The sequence below is a fragment of the Streptomyces sp. NPDC056734 genome, from assembly GCF_042790455.1.
GTDB lineage: Bacteria > Actinomycetota > Actinomycetes > Streptomycetales > Streptomycetaceae > Streptomyces.
In genome coordinates this window covers 57448-73871 of sequence record NZ_JBHTZD010000017.1, presented here as the reverse complement: position 1 = coordinate 73871, position 16424 = coordinate 57448, and the positions used below count along the sequence as shown (strand labels likewise).

At 71.6% G+C, this 16424-nt stretch carries 13 protein-coding genes and 2 pseudogenes; 7 read left to right on the top strand and 8 right to left on the bottom strand.

Annotation, left to right across the window (positions count from 1 at the left end; all coding sequences use genetic code 11):
• Positions 1-39: 39 nt before the first annotated feature.
• The 6 genes and pseudogenes from ACFRFC_RS25420 to ACFRFC_RS25395 form a co-directional block, all read right to left on the bottom strand.
• A pseudogene (locus ACFRFC_RS25420) lies at positions 40-664 on the bottom strand (NADH-quinone oxidoreductase subunit J); the annotation flags it as partial.
• Positions 661-1392, bottom strand: a complete 732-nt coding sequence (locus ACFRFC_RS25415) for a NuoI/complex I 23 kDa subunit family protein (RefSeq protein ID WP_382680312.1) — start codon at positions 1390-1392, stop codon at positions 661-663. The gene ACFRFC_RS25415 and the pseudogene ACFRFC_RS25420, both read right to left, overlap by 4 nt.
• Positions 1393-1394: 2 nt before the next feature.
• Complete coding sequence (locus ACFRFC_RS25410) at positions 1395-2363, bottom strand: NADH-quinone oxidoreductase subunit H (protein ID WP_382680311.1); 969 nt, start codon at positions 2361-2363, stop codon at positions 1395-1397.
• Positions 2360-3508 (bottom strand): NADH-quinone oxidoreductase subunit C, encoded by a 1149-nt coding sequence (locus ACFRFC_RS25405; protein WP_382680310.1) that lies wholly within the window; start codon positions 3506-3508, stop codon positions 2360-2362. The genes ACFRFC_RS25410 and ACFRFC_RS25405 overlap by 4 nt, the downstream gene beginning before the upstream one ends.
• Positions 3505-4185, bottom strand: coding sequence for an NADH-quinone oxidoreductase subunit B (locus ACFRFC_RS25400; protein ID WP_382680309.1), 681 nt, complete (start codon positions 4183-4185; stop codon positions 3505-3507). Before ACFRFC_RS25400 ends, ACFRFC_RS25405 begins: the two co-directional genes overlap by 4 nt.
• Positions 4176-4598 (bottom strand): NADH-quinone oxidoreductase subunit A, encoded by a 423-nt coding sequence (locus ACFRFC_RS25395; protein WP_382680308.1) that lies wholly within the window; start codon positions 4596-4598, stop codon positions 4176-4178. The genes ACFRFC_RS25400 and ACFRFC_RS25395 overlap by 10 nt, the downstream gene beginning before the upstream one ends.
• A gap of 299 nt (positions 4599-4897) precedes the next feature.
• Between ACFRFC_RS25395 and ACFRFC_RS25390 the strand changes: the two genes are divergently transcribed.
• The 5 genes from ACFRFC_RS25390 (at position 4898) to ACFRFC_RS25370 (ending at position 12141) form a co-directional block, all read left to right on the top strand.
• A complete protein-coding gene (locus ACFRFC_RS25390) occupies positions 4898-6127 on the top strand; it encodes a sensor histidine kinase (RefSeq protein WP_382680307.1) in 1230 nt (409 codons plus the stop codon).
• A gap of 418 nt (positions 6128-6545) precedes the next feature.
• Positions 6546-7877 (top strand): sensor histidine kinase, encoded by a 1332-nt coding sequence (locus ACFRFC_RS25385; protein WP_382680306.1) that lies wholly within the window; start codon positions 6546-6548, stop codon positions 7875-7877.
• Positions 7878-8084: 207 nt separating this feature from the next.
• Complete coding sequence (locus tag ACFRFC_RS25380) at positions 8085-8744, top strand: LuxR C-terminal-related transcriptional regulator (protein WP_382680608.1); 660 nt, start codon at positions 8085-8087, stop codon at positions 8742-8744.
• A gap of 396 nt (positions 8745-9140) precedes the next feature.
• Entirely contained in the window at positions 9141-11069 is a 1929-nt protein-coding gene (locus tag ACFRFC_RS25375; protein ID WP_382680305.1) for a 2-oxoacid:acceptor oxidoreductase subunit alpha, read from the top strand.
• Positions 11062-12141, top strand: coding sequence for a 2-oxoacid:ferredoxin oxidoreductase subunit beta (locus tag ACFRFC_RS25370; RefSeq protein WP_382680304.1), 1080 nt, complete (start codon positions 11062-11064; stop codon positions 12139-12141). Before ACFRFC_RS25375 ends, ACFRFC_RS25370 begins: the two co-directional genes overlap by 8 nt.
• A gap of 182 nt (positions 12142-12323) precedes the next feature.
• Here ACFRFC_RS25370 and ACFRFC_RS25365 read toward each other — a convergent pair whose 3' ends face one another.
• Positions 12324-12746 carry a winged helix-turn-helix transcriptional regulator gene (locus ACFRFC_RS25365; protein WP_382680303.1) on the bottom strand — a complete coding sequence of 141 codons (423 nt, stop codon included), beginning with the start codon at positions 12744-12746 and terminating at the stop codon, positions 12324-12326.
• 147 nt (positions 12747-12893) lie between these two features.
• Here ACFRFC_RS25365 and ACFRFC_RS25360 point away from each other — a divergent pair, with 147 nt between their 5' ends.
• Together ACFRFC_RS25360 and rarD are read left to right on the top strand one after the other, a co-directional pair.
• Positions 12894-13754: an SDR family oxidoreductase gene (locus ACFRFC_RS25360; RefSeq protein ID WP_382680302.1), complete on the top strand. Its 861-nt coding sequence runs from the start codon at positions 12894-12896 to the stop codon at positions 13752-13754.
• 385 nt (positions 13755-14139) lie between these two features.
• Positions 14140-15096: an EamA family transporter RarD gene (gene rarD, locus ACFRFC_RS25355; protein WP_382680607.1), complete on the top strand. Its 957-nt coding sequence runs from the start codon at positions 14140-14142 to the stop codon at positions 15094-15096.
• Positions 15097-15176: 80 nt separating this feature from the next.
• Here rarD and ACFRFC_RS25350 read toward each other — a convergent pair.
• A pseudogene (locus ACFRFC_RS25350) lies at positions 15177-16268 on the bottom strand (MFS transporter); the annotation flags it as partial.
• Positions 16269-16424: the final 156 nt, after the last annotated feature.

Below are 16424 nucleotides of genomic sequence, written 5' to 3'. Positions count from 1 at the left end.
CCGTGGGTGTGGTGCCGTGTGCCGTCGCCGGGGACGGGTTCGGCTTCGCCTTGCGGGAGAGCACGATCGCGCCGACCAGGGCGGACAGGAGGAGGACGGAGAGGGCCTCGAAGGGGAGGACCCAGTTCTGGAAGAGGCTCTCGCCGGTGACGCGGGTGGAGCCGGCGGCGGCGCCTTCGAGGTCGATCCAGGTGGCCCGGAAGGCGTCCACGACCACCCAGATCAGCAGGGCCGCGGCGACGGCGGCCACACCGAGGGCGACCCAGCGGTTGCCGGAGTCGGCGTCGGGGCTGCGGCCGATGGGGGCCTTGGTGAGCATCAGGCCGAACAGCAGGAGGACGACGACGGAACCGACGTAGATCAGGACCTGGACCCAGGCGATGAACTCGGCCGTGAGGAGGAGGTATTCGACGGCGAGGCCGCCGAGGGCGACGACGAGCCAGAGGGCGGCGTGGACCAGTTGCCGGGTGGTGACGGTGACGATCGCGGCGCCGAAGGTGACGAGGCCGACGAGGAGGAAGGCGATCTCGACGCCGGTCGGGGAGAGGAAGCCGCGGGTGTCGGCGGTCGCGCCGGAAGCGGCGGCGGTGGCGGAAGCGGCTGCCGTGGTCAGCGTGGTGTGCGCTGCCGTCGCGGCGGCTGCGGCGGTGGCGGCGAGGGTCATGAGCCGTCTCCCTCGGCGTCGCCGGGCGTCCGCTCGGTCCCGGGGTCCGGCTGCGGGGCCTGGGTTGCCCGGGTGTCACCTGGTGCCTGGGTGACCTGCGGGGTCTGTGGGGCCTGCGGGGCCTGGGTGGCCTGCGTGGCCTGTGGGGCCTGGGTGGCCTGCGTGGCCTGCGTGGCCGCGAGTTTCTCGGCGGTTTTGTGGGCGGCGGCGATCTCCTTCGGTTCCTCCGCGCCCGCGTCGAGGGCCGGTGGGGCCGGGACCGTCCACATCCACTCGCGGAGTCTGTCGCGCTCGTGGGTGAGGTCGAGGATGTCGGTCTCGGCGTACTCGAACTCCGGTGACCAGAACAGGGCGTCGAAAGGACAGACCTCGATGCAGATACCGCAGTACATGCACAGGGAGAAGTCGATGGCGAAGCGGTCGAGGACGTTGCGGCTGCGCTCGCGGCCACCGGGGGCCGCCGCCGGGATCGTCTCCTTGTGGGAGTCGATGTAGATGCACCAGTCCGGGCACTCGCGGGCGCAGAGCATGCAGACCGTGCAGTTCTCCTCGAACAGACCGATGACACCCCGGCTGCGGGGCGGGAGATCGGGCTGGACGTCGGGGTACTGCTGGGTGACGGACCTGCGGGTCATCGTGCGCAGGGTGACGGCCAGGCCCTTGGCGAGGCCGCTGCCGGGGAAGCGGGACCGGGGGGACGGGGTGGACTCTGGGGTGGACTCGGCCATGGCTACTGGATCACCACCTTGACGACGCCGGTGAGGGCGATCTGGGCGAGGGAGAGGGGGACGAGGAGGGTCCAGGAGAACTTCTGGAGCTGGTCCTCGCGCAGCCGGGGGTAGGTGACACGCAGCCAGATCACGAGGAACGCGAGGACGGCCGCCTTCAGCAGGGTCCAGACCCAGCCGAGGCCGTCGGCGCCCCAGGGGCCGTGCCAGCCGCCCAGGAAGAGGACGGTGGTCAGGCCGCACAGGACGACGATCCCGGCGTACTCGGCGAGGAGGAACAGGGCGAAACGCAGGCCGGTGTACTCGGTGTACGCGCCGAAGATGATCTCGGAGTCGGCGACCGGCATGTCGAACGGCGGGCGCTGCAACTCGGCGAGGCCCGCCACGAAGAAGACGATCGCGCCGACGATCTGCCAGGGCAGCCACCACCACTCGAAGGCGTCGACGATGCCGACGAGGGAGACCGTGCCGGCCGCCATCGCGACGGAGGCGGCGGTGAGCAGCATGGGGAGTTCGTAGGCGAGGAGCTGGGCGGCGGTGCGCAGGCCGCCGAGGAGGGAGAACTTGTTGGCGGAGGCCCATCCGGCCATCAGCGAGCCGAGTACGCCGACGCCCATGACGGCGAGCACGAAGAACACGCCCGCGTCGATCACCTCACCGACCGCGCCCTCGCCGGGGCCGATCGGGATGGCGAGCAGGACGAGGAGGTATGGGAGGAGGGCCACGGCCGGGGCGAGCTGGAAGATACGGCGGTCCGCGCCGCTGGGGACGATGTCCTCCTTCTGCGCGAACTTCACGCCGTCGGCCACGAGCTGGGCCCAGCCGTGGAAGCCGCCGGCGTACATCGGGCCGAGCCGGCCCTGCATATGGGCCATGACCTTGTGCTCGGCCTGGCCGACGAGCAGGGGGAAGGTGAGGAACACGACGAAGACGATCAGGAGTCGCAGGGCGACGTCCAGGGCGTCGTTCACTGCCGGCCTCCTTCCGGGTCTTCGGGGGCGGGGGGAGTAGCGGGGTCGGTGGGAGCGGTGGGAGTGGTGGGGGGTTGCGGAGTGTCGGCGGGCGCGTCCGTGGACGTATCCGTATCGGTCTCCGCATCCGTGTCCGCCGGTGCCTGCCCGGCCGCTTCCTCGAAGGCCGGGCGGGCGTGGTGCCAGGGCGCGTCCGGGCTGCGCGGGGAGGTGGCGGGGCGGCCGGTGGCGGAGTCCGGCGAGGCCGCCGGGGACGGCGTACCGGTGGACGGCTCGTTCGAGGGCTCGTCCGGCGTCCCAGCCGCTTCCGTGGCCCCCGTCCTTTGGGGCGACTGGTCCGGCGCGTTCGGCGCGTTCGAGGTGCCCGGGGTATCCGGCGTGCCCGCGGTGCCGGGAGGCGGCGTCTGGCTGGCGGGGCCCTCCGATGCCGTACGGGAGCGTCGTACGGGACGCTCACCGGAACCCGGCGCGGGCGCACCCGCCGCCCGCTCCCCGGCGCCCGCGGCCCGCGCACCCGCCCCCGCCGCGCGTCCCGCGCCTCGGGTCGGGCGGGTCGGGCGGGTCGGGGCAGGGGGGAGCTGGCCCTTCTGGGGGCCCCATTCGTTGGGGTCGGGGACGCCCGGGGGGAGCATCTGGCGGCGTTTGGGGCCGCCGTGTTCCGACTCGCCGGGTTCCTTGGCGCCGGGCCATGCCTTGGCGACGCGGGCGGCGAGGACGAAGTCCTTGCGCAGCGGGTGGCCCTCGAAGGTGTCGGGGAGGAGGAGGTGGTCGAGGGCGGGGTGGCCGGTGAAGTCGACGCCGAACATCTCGTGGGTCTCGCGCTCGTGCCAGGCGGCGCCCGCGTAGACGCCGACGGCGGAGGCGAGGGCCGGGGCGTCGTGCGGGACGGTGGTGCGCAGGAGCAGCCGCCGGACCGGCGCCAGCGCCACGACATGGGCGGCGACGCGGAAGCCGGTGCCGGGTTCGTCGACGGCGCTGAGCCAGTCGAAGTAGGTGCAGCCGAGCGTGTCGCGGGCGGTGCGCAGGGCGTCGGTCCAGATGGCGGGGGGTACGTCGACGGTGAGGAGGGAGTAGGACTCCTCGGCCGTGGCCTCCGCGCCGAAGAGTTCCTCGGCGGTGGCCGGCAGCCAGCCGACGGCGGTCATCGGGTGTCCCCCTCGGCGGCCGGTGGCCGGACCAGACCGCTCTGGAGGGCGGCGGCGGACGGACCGGAGCCGGTGGTGCCGTAGCGCTCGCCCAGTGACTCGCGGGCGATCTTCTCCTGGAGTTTGAGGATGCCCTGGAGGAGGGCCTCGGGGCGCGGCGGGCAGCCCGGGACATAGACGTCGACGGGGATGATCTGGTCGACGCCCTTGGTGACGGAGTAGGAGTCCCAGTAGGGGCCGCCGCAGTTGGAGCAGGCGCCGAAGGAGATGACGTACTTCGGCTCGGGCATCTGCTCGTACAGGCGTTTGATGGCGGGGGCCATCTTGTCGGTGACCGTGCCGGAGACGACCATCAGGTCGGCCTGGCGGGGGCCCGGCGCGAAGGGGATGACGCCGAGGCGGATGAAGTCGTGGCGGGCCATGGACGCGGCGATGAACTCGATGGCGCAGCAGGCCAGGCCGAAGTTGAAGACCCAGAGCGAGTAGCGGCGGCCCCAGTTCAGGACGACCTTCATGGGCTCGGGGGCGAGACGGGCGAGGGCGCCGAGGCGGCTGGGCTCCGGCAGCGACACCGGCGGCGACACCGACACCGACGGCGACATCGAGACCGGCATCGAAACCGGCACCGAGACCGGCACCGGTTCGCGCCGCTCCGCGTCCGGCGGGGTCACGTCCATTCCAGCACCCCCTTCTTGTAGGCGTAGAGCAGTCCTACGGCGAGGAAGCCGAGGAAGATGAACATCTCGACCAGCGTGGTCGCGCCGTAGCCGGGGTCGGCGAAGACGGTCGCCCAGGGGAAGAGGAAGATCGAGTCGACGGCGAAGATGACGTAGAGGAAGGCGTAGACGTAGTAGCGGACCTGGGTGTGGGCCCAGCCCTCGCCCACGGGGTCGACGCCGCACTCGTACGTCAGCAGCTTCTCGGGCGTCGGGACGACGGGGCGCAGCAGCCGCCCGGCGCCGAAGGCCACGGCGACGAAGAGCACGCCGATCACGGCCAGCACTCCGACGACCGAGTACGACTGGAAGTAGTCCGCCGCGACGGCCTCGGTCGCGATGACCTCCACCGGTTCGACGGTCGGTTGCCTCACGTCCGTCCCTCGCTCCCTGGCCTCGACCTGTAGTCCCGACAGTCCAGATGGTCCTGACAGTCCAGATAGTCCCGGCACTGGGACGACGTCGGTCCCGATACCGGGACGACCGTCCCGGCCCCGATCACGACGCCGTGTACGCCACTGTTCGACGATCTGTACGCACGGGAGTCTAGGCCCTGCTAAAGGCACGGTAAGCAGCCCGTCAGGGGTCGGGGCGCGGGGGTGGGGTTTTCCTCAGTCGAACCGGGCGGTCCACCTCATGGCGCGGGCGACCGCGGCCGGGCACGCTGGCTGTCATGACCGAACGAATCCCGTCCGCGGGCACTGGCCGGGCCGCGCAGGGTGCCCGGCCGGGCGACAGCGGCAAGGCCGCCGCCCGTGACCGCCTGCCGCCGCCCCGCCTGGGCTACGACAAGCACACCTGGAAGGAGATCGCGCATCTCCTGGCCAATCTGCCGATGGCGCTGATCGGCTTCGTCTACGCGACGACGGTGGTGGTCACCGGCGCCTTTCTGACCGTGACCGTGATCGGCTTCCCGCTGCTCGCGGCGGGGCTGATGGGCGCGCGGCAGCTGGGCCGGCTGGAGCGCGCGCGGGCGCGGGCGCTGCTCGGGGTGAAGGTGGACGAGCCGAGCCCGCTGCCGTGGCGCAGCAATCGGGAGGGGGGGTTCTTCGCGCAGATATGGATGATGCTCAAGGACCCGGTGGGCTGGCGGACGCTCCTCTACGACTTCGTACGCCTGCCCTGGGGCATCCTCACCTTCGCGATCACCCTGGTGTCGCTCTTCGTGCTGTGGCCGGTGCTGCCGTTCATGGCGCGAGCCATGACCAATGTCGACCGGGCGATGGTGCGCGGGCTGCTGTCGCCGTCGGACGAGTTGGAGCGGCGGATCGCGGAGCTGGAGTCGGACCGCGGGGTCGTGGTCGACACGGCGGCCTCCGATCTGCGGCGCATCGAGCGGGATCTGCACGACGGGGCGCAGGCCCGGCTGGTCAATCTGGCCATGGGCCTGGGCCTGGCCAAGGAGAAGCTGCTGGAGGACCCGGACACGGCCGCGGTGATGGTCGAGGAGGCGCACGGCGAGGTGAAACTGGCCCTCCAGGAGCTGCGGGATCTGGCCCGCGGCATCCACCCGGCGGTGCTCACCGACCGGGGCCTCGACGCGGCGCTCTCCTCGGTGGCCTCGCGGTGCACGGTGCCGGTGAAGGTGACCGTCGACCTGGTGGAGCGGCCGGCCGAGGCCATCGAGGGCATCGCGTACTTCACCGTCTCCGAGCTGCTCCAGAACGTGAGCAAGCACAGCCGGGCGAGGTCGGCGGCGGTGGATGTGTGGCGGACGGAGGAGCGGTTGCTGATCCAGGTCGCGGACGACGGCCGCGGCGGCGCGAGCCTGGACGACGGCTCGGGCATGCGGGGCCTGTCGGACCGGCTGGGCGCGGTGGACGGCCTGTTCGTCGTCGACTCCCCCGAGGGCGGGCCCACGACGATCACCGCCGAGTTGCCGTGGCGGCAGCGGAAGGTGTGACGTGGGGGACGTACGGGCCACGGGGGACGCGGGGGACACGGGGGACGCGGGTGCTGCCGGTGACTCACGTGCTGCGGGTGACGTGAGTGACGTACGTGACGCGCCCGACTCACCCGACTCACCCGACTCACCCGAGTCACCCGAGTCACCCGGCTCACCCGAGTCACCCGAGTCACCCGACGGACCCAACTCACCCGACGCGCCGGACAGACCCAACGCGCCCGACGGACCGCACCCGCGCCTCGACGAACCCCCGCTCCAACCCCCCGCTTCCACCGGAGGTAGGGAAAACCCCCCTCCCAAGACGCCGACGTCCTGCATGGTCCGCAGCCCGCGGCGAAGGGACGCTGGGAGCGCAAGGACGGATGCGAGAGCACACCCAGGATCGGTAGCGAAGGAACGGGACGGGACGACGCCGATGACCACGACGGAGTACGGGCACGAGTACGGGGCCGGGCACGGAAACCGGGGCGGTTGGCTGCCGGTCGGGCTGCGGGCGCCGTTCGAGGGGCGGGCCTGGCGGGAGTTCCTCTATGTGCTGCTGAGCCTGCCGCTCAGCATCGCGCTGTTCACCTACGCGGTCACCATGTTCTCGCTGGGGGCGGGCCTGCTGGTGACCTTCCTCGGCATTCCGGTGCTGGCGGCGGCGCTGGCCGGCTGCCGGGGCCTGGGCGCGGTGGAGCGGGCACGGGCACGCGGGCTGCTGCGGCTGGAGGTGTCCGCGCCGGAGCCGCTGCGGGTACGCAAGGGCGGCGCGATGGGCTGGATGTGGGCGGTGCTCAAGAGCGGCGCGTCCTGGCGGGCGCTGCTGTACTCGGTGCTGCATCTGCCGTGGGCGGTCTTCTCGTTCAGCGTGGCGGTGACGGTCTGGGTCACGGGGTGGACGCTGATGACGTACCCGCTGTGGTTCTGGGTGCTGCCGGTGTACGGCGGGCAGGGCGGGATCCAGCTGTACGGCGACGAAACGCACCGGATGTATCTCGACAACCCCTTCGAGATCGGGGTGACCGCGGCGGTCGGGCTGCTGTTCGTGCTGTCGGCGCCGTGGATCGTGCGGGCGCTGACCACGGTGGACCGGCTGATGGTGTACGGGCTGCTCGGGGCGTCGCAGCTGGCCACGCGGGTGGTGGAGCTGGAGTCGGACCGGGGGGTCGTCGTCGACACGGCCGCGGCGGACCTGCGGCGCATCGAACGGGATCTGCACGACGGGGCGCAGGCCCGGCTGGTCAATCTGGCGATGGATCTGGGGCTGGCGAAGGAGAAGCTGTCCGAGGACCCGCGGGCGGCGGCGCGGATGGTGGACGAGGCGCACGGTGAGGTGAAGACGGCGTTGCAGGAGCTGCGGGATCTGGCCCGTGGCATCCACCCGGCGGTGCTCACCGACCGGGGCCTCGACGCGGCGCTGTCGTCGGTGGCCTCGCGGTGCGCGGTGCCGGTACGAGTGGATGTGGACCTGGTGGAGCGGCCGGCTCCGGCGATCGAGGGGATCGCGTACTTCACGGTCTCCGAGCTGCTCCAGAACATCAGCAAGCACTCGCGGGCCCGGTCGGCGTGGGTGGATGTGTGGCGGGTGGAGAACCGGCTGATGCTCCAGGTCACGGACGACGGGGTGGGCGGCGCGAACGCGGAGGCCGGTTCGGGCCTCGCCGGCCTCGCGGGCCGCCTCGACGCGGTGGACGGCATCCTGGTCGTCGACTCCCCGCCGGGCGGACCCACGCGGGTGACCGCGGAGCTGCCCTGGCGGAGGTGAGCCCGTCGGTGACGTGAGGTGAGGCCCGCGGGGGGTGAGGTCCCCCACCCCGACTCCCGCACCCCCACTCCCCCGCTCCCCCACCACCCACACGCACGCACGCACGCAGGTCCGAACCCTGGAATGCTGGACCCGTTCGCGCTGTGGGACGGAGCCGTTCGCCGGGGACGGTGGGCGGGGTGGGGGGACTGGATCGTGGAGGACAGGGTGCGGGTGGTCATCGCCGAGGATTCGGTGCTGCTGCGGGAGGGACTGACGCGGCTGCTCACCGACCGGGGGCACGACGTGGTCGCCGGGGTCGGCGACGCGGAGGCGCTGATCAAGACCGTGACCGAGCTGGACGCGGAGGGCGGGCTGCCCGACGTCGTGGTGGCGGACGTGCGGATGCCGCCGACGCACACGGACGAAGGGGTCCGGGCGGCCGTACGGCTGCGGAAGTCGTATCCGGGGCTCGGGGTGCTGGTGCTGTCGCAGTACGTCGAGGAGCGGTACGCGACGGAACTGCTCGCCGGGTCGAGCCGGGGGGTCGGGTATCTGCTGAAGGACCGGGTGGCCGAGGTCCGCGAGTTCGTGGACGCGGTGGTGCGGGTCGCGCGGGGCGGTACGGCGCTGGACCCGGAGGTGGTCGCGCAGCTGCTCGGGCGGTCCCGGAAGCAGGACGTGCTCGCGGGCCTGACCCCGCGGGAGCGGGAGGTGCTGGGGCTGATGGCCGAGGGGCGTACGAATTCGGCCATCGCCAAACAGCTGGTGGTGAGTGACGGGGCCGTCGAGAAGCACGTCAGCAACATCTTCCTGAAGCTGGGCCTGTCGCCGAGCGAGGGGGACCACCGGCGGGTGCTGGCGGTGCTCACGTATCTGAATTCCTGAATGACTCCCGGATGACTGCCGGCTGACTCCTGGGGTTCCTGGGGTTCCTGGGGCTCCTGTGACTCCCGAAGGCCCTTTCCGCTAGCCAGAACCCCGGAGGGACCCGCTCCGACAAGACACCGGCGTACGCCCCGGAGGTTCTGGATGACCCGAAAGGCCCCGTGCGGCACCCCTGCCCGGTGAACCCCGGAGAACCCCCGCCACCCCCACGGCGTCTTCCCGAACAGACGCGGTGGGTCGGCGGAGCGGCGCTCGTCCGGGTGGTGGGCCGTCTCAAAGGGGTGTTCATCATGCGAATGGCCCCGAAGGGGCGACCTCGGCGGACGTAGGGTTGATCCTGGGTGCGCCCGCGGGAGGGCCGTGCCCCGACAGCAGCCTCGAAGGAGGTCCAGTTCAGTGACCAGCCAGGTCAGTAGCGAGAAGGAACAGGCCGACGGAGCCGTCATAGGAGAGCAGCGCAAACCGGTGGGAGCGAAGGACGTCCGCCGGCTGGACCGGGTGATCATCAGGTTCGCGGGGGACTCGGGTGACGGCATGCAGCTCACCGGTGACCGGTTCACCTCGGAGACGGCGTCCTTCGGCAACGACCTGTCGACCCTGCCGAACTTCCCCGCCGAGATCCGGGCGCCCGCCGGGACCCTGCCGGGGGTGTCGTCGTTCCAGCTCCACTTCGCCGACCATGACATCCTCACCCCCGGTGACGCGCCGAACGTCCTGGTGGCGATGAACCCGGCGGCGCTGAAGGCGAACATCGGCGATGTGCCGCGCGGCGCGGAGATCATCGTCAACACGGACGAGTTCACCAAGCGGGCCATGCAGAAGGTCGGCTACGACAGCAATCCGCTGGAGGACGGGTCCCTCGACGGGTATCACCTGCATCCGGTGCCGCTGACCACGCTCACCGTGGAGGCGCTGAAGGACTTCGATCTGTCCCGCAAGGAGGCCGAGCGCAGCAAGAACATGTTCGCGCTGGGCCTGCTGTCGTGGATGTACCACCGGCCCACGGAGGGCACCGAGCAGTTCCTGACGACGAAGTTCGCGCGCAAGCCGGAGATCGCCGCCGCGAACATCGCCGCGTTCCGCGCGGGCTGGAACTTCGGCGAGACGACCGAGGACTTCGCGGTCTCCTACGAGGTCGCCCCCGCCACCACCGCCTTCCCGGTGGGGACGTACCGGAACATCTCCGGCAATCTGGCTCTCGCGTACGGTCTGATCGCGGCCTCGCGGCAGGCGGATCTGCCGCTGTTCCTGGGCTCGTACCCGATCACCCCGGCCTCCGACGTGCTGCACGAACTGAGCCGGCACAAGAACTTCGGGGTGCGCAGCTTCCAGGCCGAGGACGAGATCTCCGGTATCGGCGCCGCTCTCGGTGCCGCGTTCGGCGGCTCGCTCGCCGTCACCACCACCAGCGGTCCCGGCCTCGCCCTGAAGTCGGAGACCATCGGGCTCGCGGTGTCGATGGAGCTGCCGCTGCTCGTCATCGACATCCAGCGCGGCGGCCCCTCCACCGGCCTGCCCACCAAGACCGAGCAGGCCGATCTGCTCCAGGCGATGTACGGGCGCAACGGCGAGGCGCCGGTGCCGATCGTCGCCCCGCGTACTCCGGCCGACTGCTTCGACGCCGCCGTCGAGGCGGCCCGGATCGCCCTGGCCTACCGCACCCCGGTGCTGCTGCTGAGCGACGGCTATCTGGCCAACGGCTCCGAGCCGTGGCGGATCCCGGAGCTGGAGGAGCTGCCCGATCTGGCGGTGCAGTTCGCCCAGGGCACCAACCACACCCTCGACGACGGCACCGAGGTCTTCTGGCCGTACAAGCGCGACCCGCACACCCTCGCCCGTCCCTGGGCGGTCCCCGGCACGCCGGGTCTCGAACACCGCATCGGCGGCATCGAGAAGCAGGACGGCACCGGGAACATCTCGTACGACCCCGCCAACCACGACTTCATGGTCCGCACCCGGCAGGCGAAGATCGACGGCATCGACGTGCCCGACATCGACGTCGACGACCCCGACCAGGCCCGCACCCTGGTGCTCGGCTGGGGCTCCACCTACGGCCCCATCACCGCCGCCGTCCGCCGGCTGCGCACCGCCGGGCTGCCGATCGCGCAGGCCCATCTACGCCATCTGAACCCCTTCCCGCGGAATCTGGGCACGGTCCTCCAGGGCTACGACAAGGTCGTGATCCCCGAGATGAACCTCGGCCAGCTCGCCACCCTGATCCGGGCGAAGTACCTGGTCGACGCGCACAGCTACAACCAGGTGAACGGCATGCCGTTCAAGGCCGAACAGCTCGCCACGGCGCTCAAGGAGGCCATCGATGGCTGAGACGTCCACGGAAGGCACGGGCACGATCGAGGCACTTTCACTCGTCCCCAAGGCCGAGGCCCGCCAGTCCATGAAGGACTTCAAGTCCGATCAGGAAGTGCGCTGGTGCCCCGGCTGCGGTGACTACGCGATCCTCGCCGCCGTGCAGGGCTTCATGCCCGAACTGGGCCTCGCCCGGGAGAACGTCGTCTTCGTCTCCGGCATCGGCTGCTCCTCCCGCTTCCCGTACTACATGAACACGTACGGGATGCACTCCATCCACGGCCGCGCCCCCGCCATCGCCACCGGGCTCGCCACCTCCCGCCGTGATCTGTCCGTCTGGGTCGTCACCGGCGACGGCGACGCCCTGTCCATCGGCGGCAACCACCTCATCCACGCCCTGCGCCGCAACGTCAACCTCAAGATCCTCCTCTTCAACAACCGGATCTACGGGCTGACCAAGGGCCAGTACTCGCCCACCTCCGAGGTCGGCAAGATCACCAAGTCGACGCCGATGGGGTCGCTCGACGCGCCCTTCAACCCGGTCTCCCTCGCCCTCGGCGCCGAAGCCTCCTTCGTGGCCCGCACCATCGACTCCGACCGCAAGCACCTCACCCAGGTCCTGCGCGAGGCCGCCGCCCACCCCGGCACGGCCCTGGTCGAGATCTACCAGAACTGCAACATCTTCAACGACGGCGCCTTCGACGCCTTCAAGGACAGACAGCGCGCCGAGGAAGCCGTCATCCGGCTGGAGCACGGCAAGCCGATCCGGTTCGGTGCCGACGGCGCGCGGGGGGTCGTACGGGATCCACGGACCGGTGACCTCCAGGTCATCGACGTCACCCCGGAGAACGAGGCGCGGGTGCTGGTGCACGACGCCCACGCCGCGTCGCCCACCACGGCGTTCGCGCTGTCCCGCCTCGCCGACCCGGACACCCTCCACCACACCCCCATCGGCGTCCTGCGCTCCGTCGACCGGCCCGTCTACGACGACCAGATGACCGAGCAGCTCGACACCGCGATCGAGCAGAACGGCAAGGGGGATCTCGCCGCGCTGCTCGCCGGCGGGGACACCTGGACGGTGGTCGGCTGACGTCAGCCGACGCCGGCGGGCGGGCGGAAGGCCGACGCCGGCGCTGGCGCTGGCGCTGGCGCTGGCGCTGGCGCTGGCGCTGGCGAACGAGCGTGCGAAGGGCCCGGGTGGCGGAAGCGCCCGGGCCCTTCCCATGCCCCCATGCCCCCATGCCCCCGTGCTCCCCTTGCCGGTACTGGCCGCTAGCCCAGCGAAGCGCCCCGCGCCGCGTCGTACCGCTCGCGTGCCTCCGTCACCGCCCCCATCCGCCGTTCCGTCCACAGGGCCAGCGTGCGGACCTGTTCGGCGGCCTCGCGGCCCAGGGGGGTGAGGGAGTAGTCGACGCGGGGCGGGATCACGGGCTTGGCGTCCCGGTGGACCAGGCCGTCGCGCTCCAGGGTCTGGAGGGTCTGGGTCAGCATCTTCTCGCTGACCCGCCGGACCCCGTCGATCGCCCGGCGCAGCTCGCTGAAGCGGTGCGGGCGGTCGAGGAGCGCGATCAGGACGAGGACGCCCCAGCGGCTGGTGACATGTTCCAGAACCAGGCGGTACGGGCATATCGCCTCGTCACCGTTCACGTTCACGTTCGCGTTCACACTCTCACTCTCGCTCTCGCTTACCGACATGCCGGTACCTTACTTCAAAGTGGGTACTTTCCTTTGGCTAGTGCCCTCCCTAGGGTGAGTGACATAGCTCGTACCTCGATCACACCACCCCCACCCACCCCCACCCCCGTCCCCACAGGGGCACAGGAACCACAGGGAGAGTCCCCCATGAGCATCGTCGTCACCGGAGCCACCGGACACCTCGGCCGCCATGTCGTCGCCCAGCTGCTGGAGCGGGTGCCGGCCGGGCAGCTCACCGCCGTCGTGCGCGACGAGGCCAAGGCCGCCGACCTCGCCGCCCGGGGCGTACGGATCGCCGTCGCCGACTACAACGCGCCCCGGACCTTCGACACCCTCTTCGCCCCCGGCGACAAGGTGCTGCTGATCTCCAGCAGTGAGTTCGACAAGGACCGCGTCGCCCAGCACAAGGTCGTCGTGGACGCCGCGCGGGCGGCCGGGGTCGCGCTGCTCGCGTACACCAGCGCCCCCGCGAGCCTGACCGCCGCCCTCGCCGACGACCACCGCGCCACCGAGCGGCTGATCGTGGACTCGGGCGTGCCGTACGTCTTCCTGCGCAACGGCTGGTACCACGAGAACTACACCGAGAACCTGGCCCCGGTACTGGCGCACAACACCGTGGTCGCGGCCACCGGGGACGGCCGGATCGCCTCCGCCGCGCGCGCCGACTACGCCGCCGCCGCGGTCGCCGTACTGACCGGCGAGGGGCACGAGAACGCGGCGTACGAGCTGTTCGGCGACAGCGCGTGGAGCATGGCCGAGTACGCGGCCGAGCTGAGCCGGCGGACCGGGCGGGAGATCGGCTTCACCCATGTCTCCGCCGAGGCCCTCACCGGCATCCTGACCGGCGCCGGGCTGCCCGCGCCGCTCGCCGCCATCCTCGCCGGGGTGGACGTGTCCATCGAGAAGGGCGAGCTGGCAGGCGGCGTCGACGACCTCTCCCGGCTGGCGGGCCGCCCGACCACACCGCTGTCCGACGCCATCGCCGCCGCCACCGGCCCCGACTCCTGAAGCCCCGCCCCCGGATACGCCCCTGCCCCGGGCCCCTGTCATGACCGTATGGCGATACGGCCATGACAGCACCCCTCCCCCGGCGCTACCTTCTTTCAGGCGAGGCCGGTGAGGCCGAGCGCGGCCCGGCGCGGCCGAGGCGTGAAGGAGGCGGCCCGTGGCCGGGAGCGATATATCCGGGAGCGATGTATCCGGGGGCGGCATATCCGGCGGCGACGTGACCGGGAGGGACCTGACCGGGAGCGGCGTGACCGGGAGTGGTGACCCCCGGAGTGGTGACCCCCGGAGCGACGGGTCCCGAAGTGATGGGTCCCGAAGTGATGGGCCCGGCAAGGCGAAGAGCGAGCGCCGCACCGGCCTGCTGAACGGCTTCGCGGCCTACGGGATGTGGGGCCTGGTCCCCCTCTTCTGGCCGCTGCTCGAACCCTCCGGCGCGGTGGAGATCCTGGCCCACCGGATGGTGTGGTCGCTGGCCGCCGTCGGCGTGGTCCTGCTGTTCGTACGGCGCTGGGCCTGGGCCGGTGAGCTGCTGCGCCGGCCGCGTCAGCTGGCGTTGATCACGGTCGCCGCGGCCACGATCAGCATCAACTGGGGCGTGTACATCTGGTCCGTCAACAACGATCAGGTGGTGGAGGCGTCCCTCGGCTACTTCATCAACCCGCTGGTCACCATCGCGATGGGCGTCCTGCTGCTCAAGGAGCGGCTGCGCCCGGTGCAGTGGGCGGCGGTCGGCGTGAGCTTCGCGGCGATCCTGGTCCTGGCCATCGGCTACGGCCGGCCGCCGTGGATCTCGCTCACCCTGGCGTTCTCCTTCGCGACCTACGGCCTGGTGAAGAAGAAGGTCGGCCTCGGCGGCCTGGAGTCGCTGGCCGCCGAGACCGCCGTGCAGTTCCTGCCCGCGCTGGCCTTCCTGATCTGGCTGGGCAGCCGGGGCGAGTCGACCTTCGCCGCCGAGGGCGCGGGGCACGCGGCACTGCTCGCCGCGACCGGCGTGGTCACCGCGCTGCCGCTGGTCTGCTTCGGCGCGGCGGCCATCCGCGTGCCCCTGTCGACGCTGGGCCTGCTCCAGTACCTGGCCCCGGTCTTCCAGTTCCTGCTCGGCGTGCTCTACTTCCGCGAGGCCATGCCGCCCGAGCGCTGGGCCGGGTTCGCGCTGGTCTGGCTGGCGCTGACCATGCTGACGTGGGACGCGCTGCGCGCCGCGCGCCGCAACGCCCGTACGCTCAGCGCCGAGACCAGCGTGCCGAGCGCCGCCATCACCACCGGCACCACCAGCGCCACGCGGAACGCCGACAGCGTCTCCTCCGGGCCCGAGCCCGCCCCCGCCGACGCCAAGCCGTAGACCGCGGTGACCGCGGAGATGCCGACCGCGGAGCCGAACTGGGTCGCCGTCGTCAGCAGCCCGCCCGCGAGGCCCTGCTCGTGCTCGGCGACCCCGTCCGTCGCCGCGATGGTCAGCGGCCCGTACCCCAGCGCGAACGCGACCCCGGCGAGGATCAGGGCCGGGAACATGGCGGCGTACGTCCAGTCCATGCCGAGCGGCAGGAACGCCGTGTACGCCACGGTCGCCAGCACGAAGCCGCCGAGGATGACCTTGGCGTTGCCGAAGCGGGTGACCAGTCTCGGGGTGAGGGTGGGCGCGAGCACCGCGTCGAAGCCCAGGGCGATCATCGCGAGCGCGGTCTGCATCGAGGACCAGCCGCGCAGTTCCTGCATGTACAGGGTCACCACGAACTGGAAGCCGAAGAAGGCGCCGAGGAACAGCAGCGCCCCGAGGTCGGCCCGCACGGTCGCCGCGTTGCGCAGGATCCCGAGCCGGACCAGCGGCGCCGGGGCCCGCCGCTCCACGGTGACGAACACCGCCCCCAGCGCCAGCGCCGTCAGCCCGGCCGCCAGGGTCAGCGGCCAGCCGTGCAGTCCGTGTTCCAGCCGTACGACGGTGTAGGCGGCCAGCAGCATGGCCCCGGCGGCGGTCACCGCCCCGAGGACGTCGAAGCCACCCCGGCGACGGGCGGCGGCGGCCTCGTCACCGGCGCGCGGCACCAGCCGCACCGCCGCCACCAGGATCACCGCCGTCAGCAGCACGGGCGCGAAGAACACCCACCGCCAGCCGAGCTGGGTGAGCAGCCCGCCGATCACCAGGCCCAGCGAGAAGCCGCCGGCCGCGACGCCCGCGAAGATCAGCAGCGCCTTGTTGCGCTGGGGGCCCTCCTCGTAGGAGGTGGTGATCAGGGAGAGGGCGGCGGGGGTCATGAACGCGGCGGCGACACCGGTCACGAACCGGGACACGATCAGCATCCAGCCCTCGGTGCCCACCCCGCCGAGCCCGGAGAAGACCAGGAACACCACGAGCCCCGCCAGAAACATCCGGCGCCGCCCGAGCAGGTCCGCGGCCCGTCCGCCGAGCAGCGTGAAACCGGCGTAACCGAGCACGTAGGCGCTCATCACCCAGGCGGCCGCGCCGGTGGAGAGACCCAGATCGGCCCGGATCGCGGGGATCGCGATGGCCAGCATCGCGACATCGATGCCCTCCAGAAAGACCGTTCCGCTCAGCACGAGCAGCAGGGCCCAGGCACGGGTGCCCATGGGGACTCCTTGGGACAGGGGCGCGTACGGGACGAACGCGAGTCGGTTACGGGAGTGAGGGTCGGTTCCCTCTTGTAACCATGG

Bases quoted from the DNA above. Each gene is read 5' to 3' on its own strand.
- ACFRFC_RS25405 (WP_382680310.1), bottom strand. From the start codon at position 3,508: ATGACCGCCGTCGGCTGGCTGCCGGCCACCGCCGAGGAACTCTTCGGC.
- rarD (WP_382680607.1), top strand. From the start codon at position 14,140: ATGTGGGGCCTGGTCCCCCTCTTCTGGCCGCTGCTCGAACCCTCCGGC.
- ACFRFC_RS25390 (WP_382680307.1), top strand. From the start codon at position 4,898: ATGACCGAACGAATCCCGTCCGCGGGCACTGGCCGGGCCGCGCAGGGT.
- ACFRFC_RS25365 (WP_382680303.1), bottom strand. From the start codon at position 12,746: ATGTCGGTAAGCGAGAGCGAGAGTGAGAGTGTGAACGCGAACGTGAAC.
- ACFRFC_RS25360 (WP_382680302.1), top strand. From the start codon at position 12,894: ATGAGCATCGTCGTCACCGGAGCCACCGGACACCTCGGCCGCCATGTC.
- ACFRFC_RS25385 (WP_382680306.1), top strand. From the start codon at position 6,546: ATGACCACGACGGAGTACGGGCACGAGTACGGGGCCGGGCACGGAAAC.
- ACFRFC_RS25400 (WP_382680309.1), bottom strand. From the start codon at position 4,185: ATGGACGTGACCCCGCCGGACGCGGAGCGGCGCGAACCGGTGCCGGTC.
- ACFRFC_RS25415 (WP_382680312.1), bottom strand. From the start codon at position 1,392: ATGGCCGAGTCCACCCCAGAGTCCACCCCGTCCCCCCGGTCCCGCTTC.
- ACFRFC_RS25370 (WP_382680304.1), top strand. From the start codon at position 11,062: ATGGCTGAGACGTCCACGGAAGGCACGGGCACGATCGAGGCACTTTCA.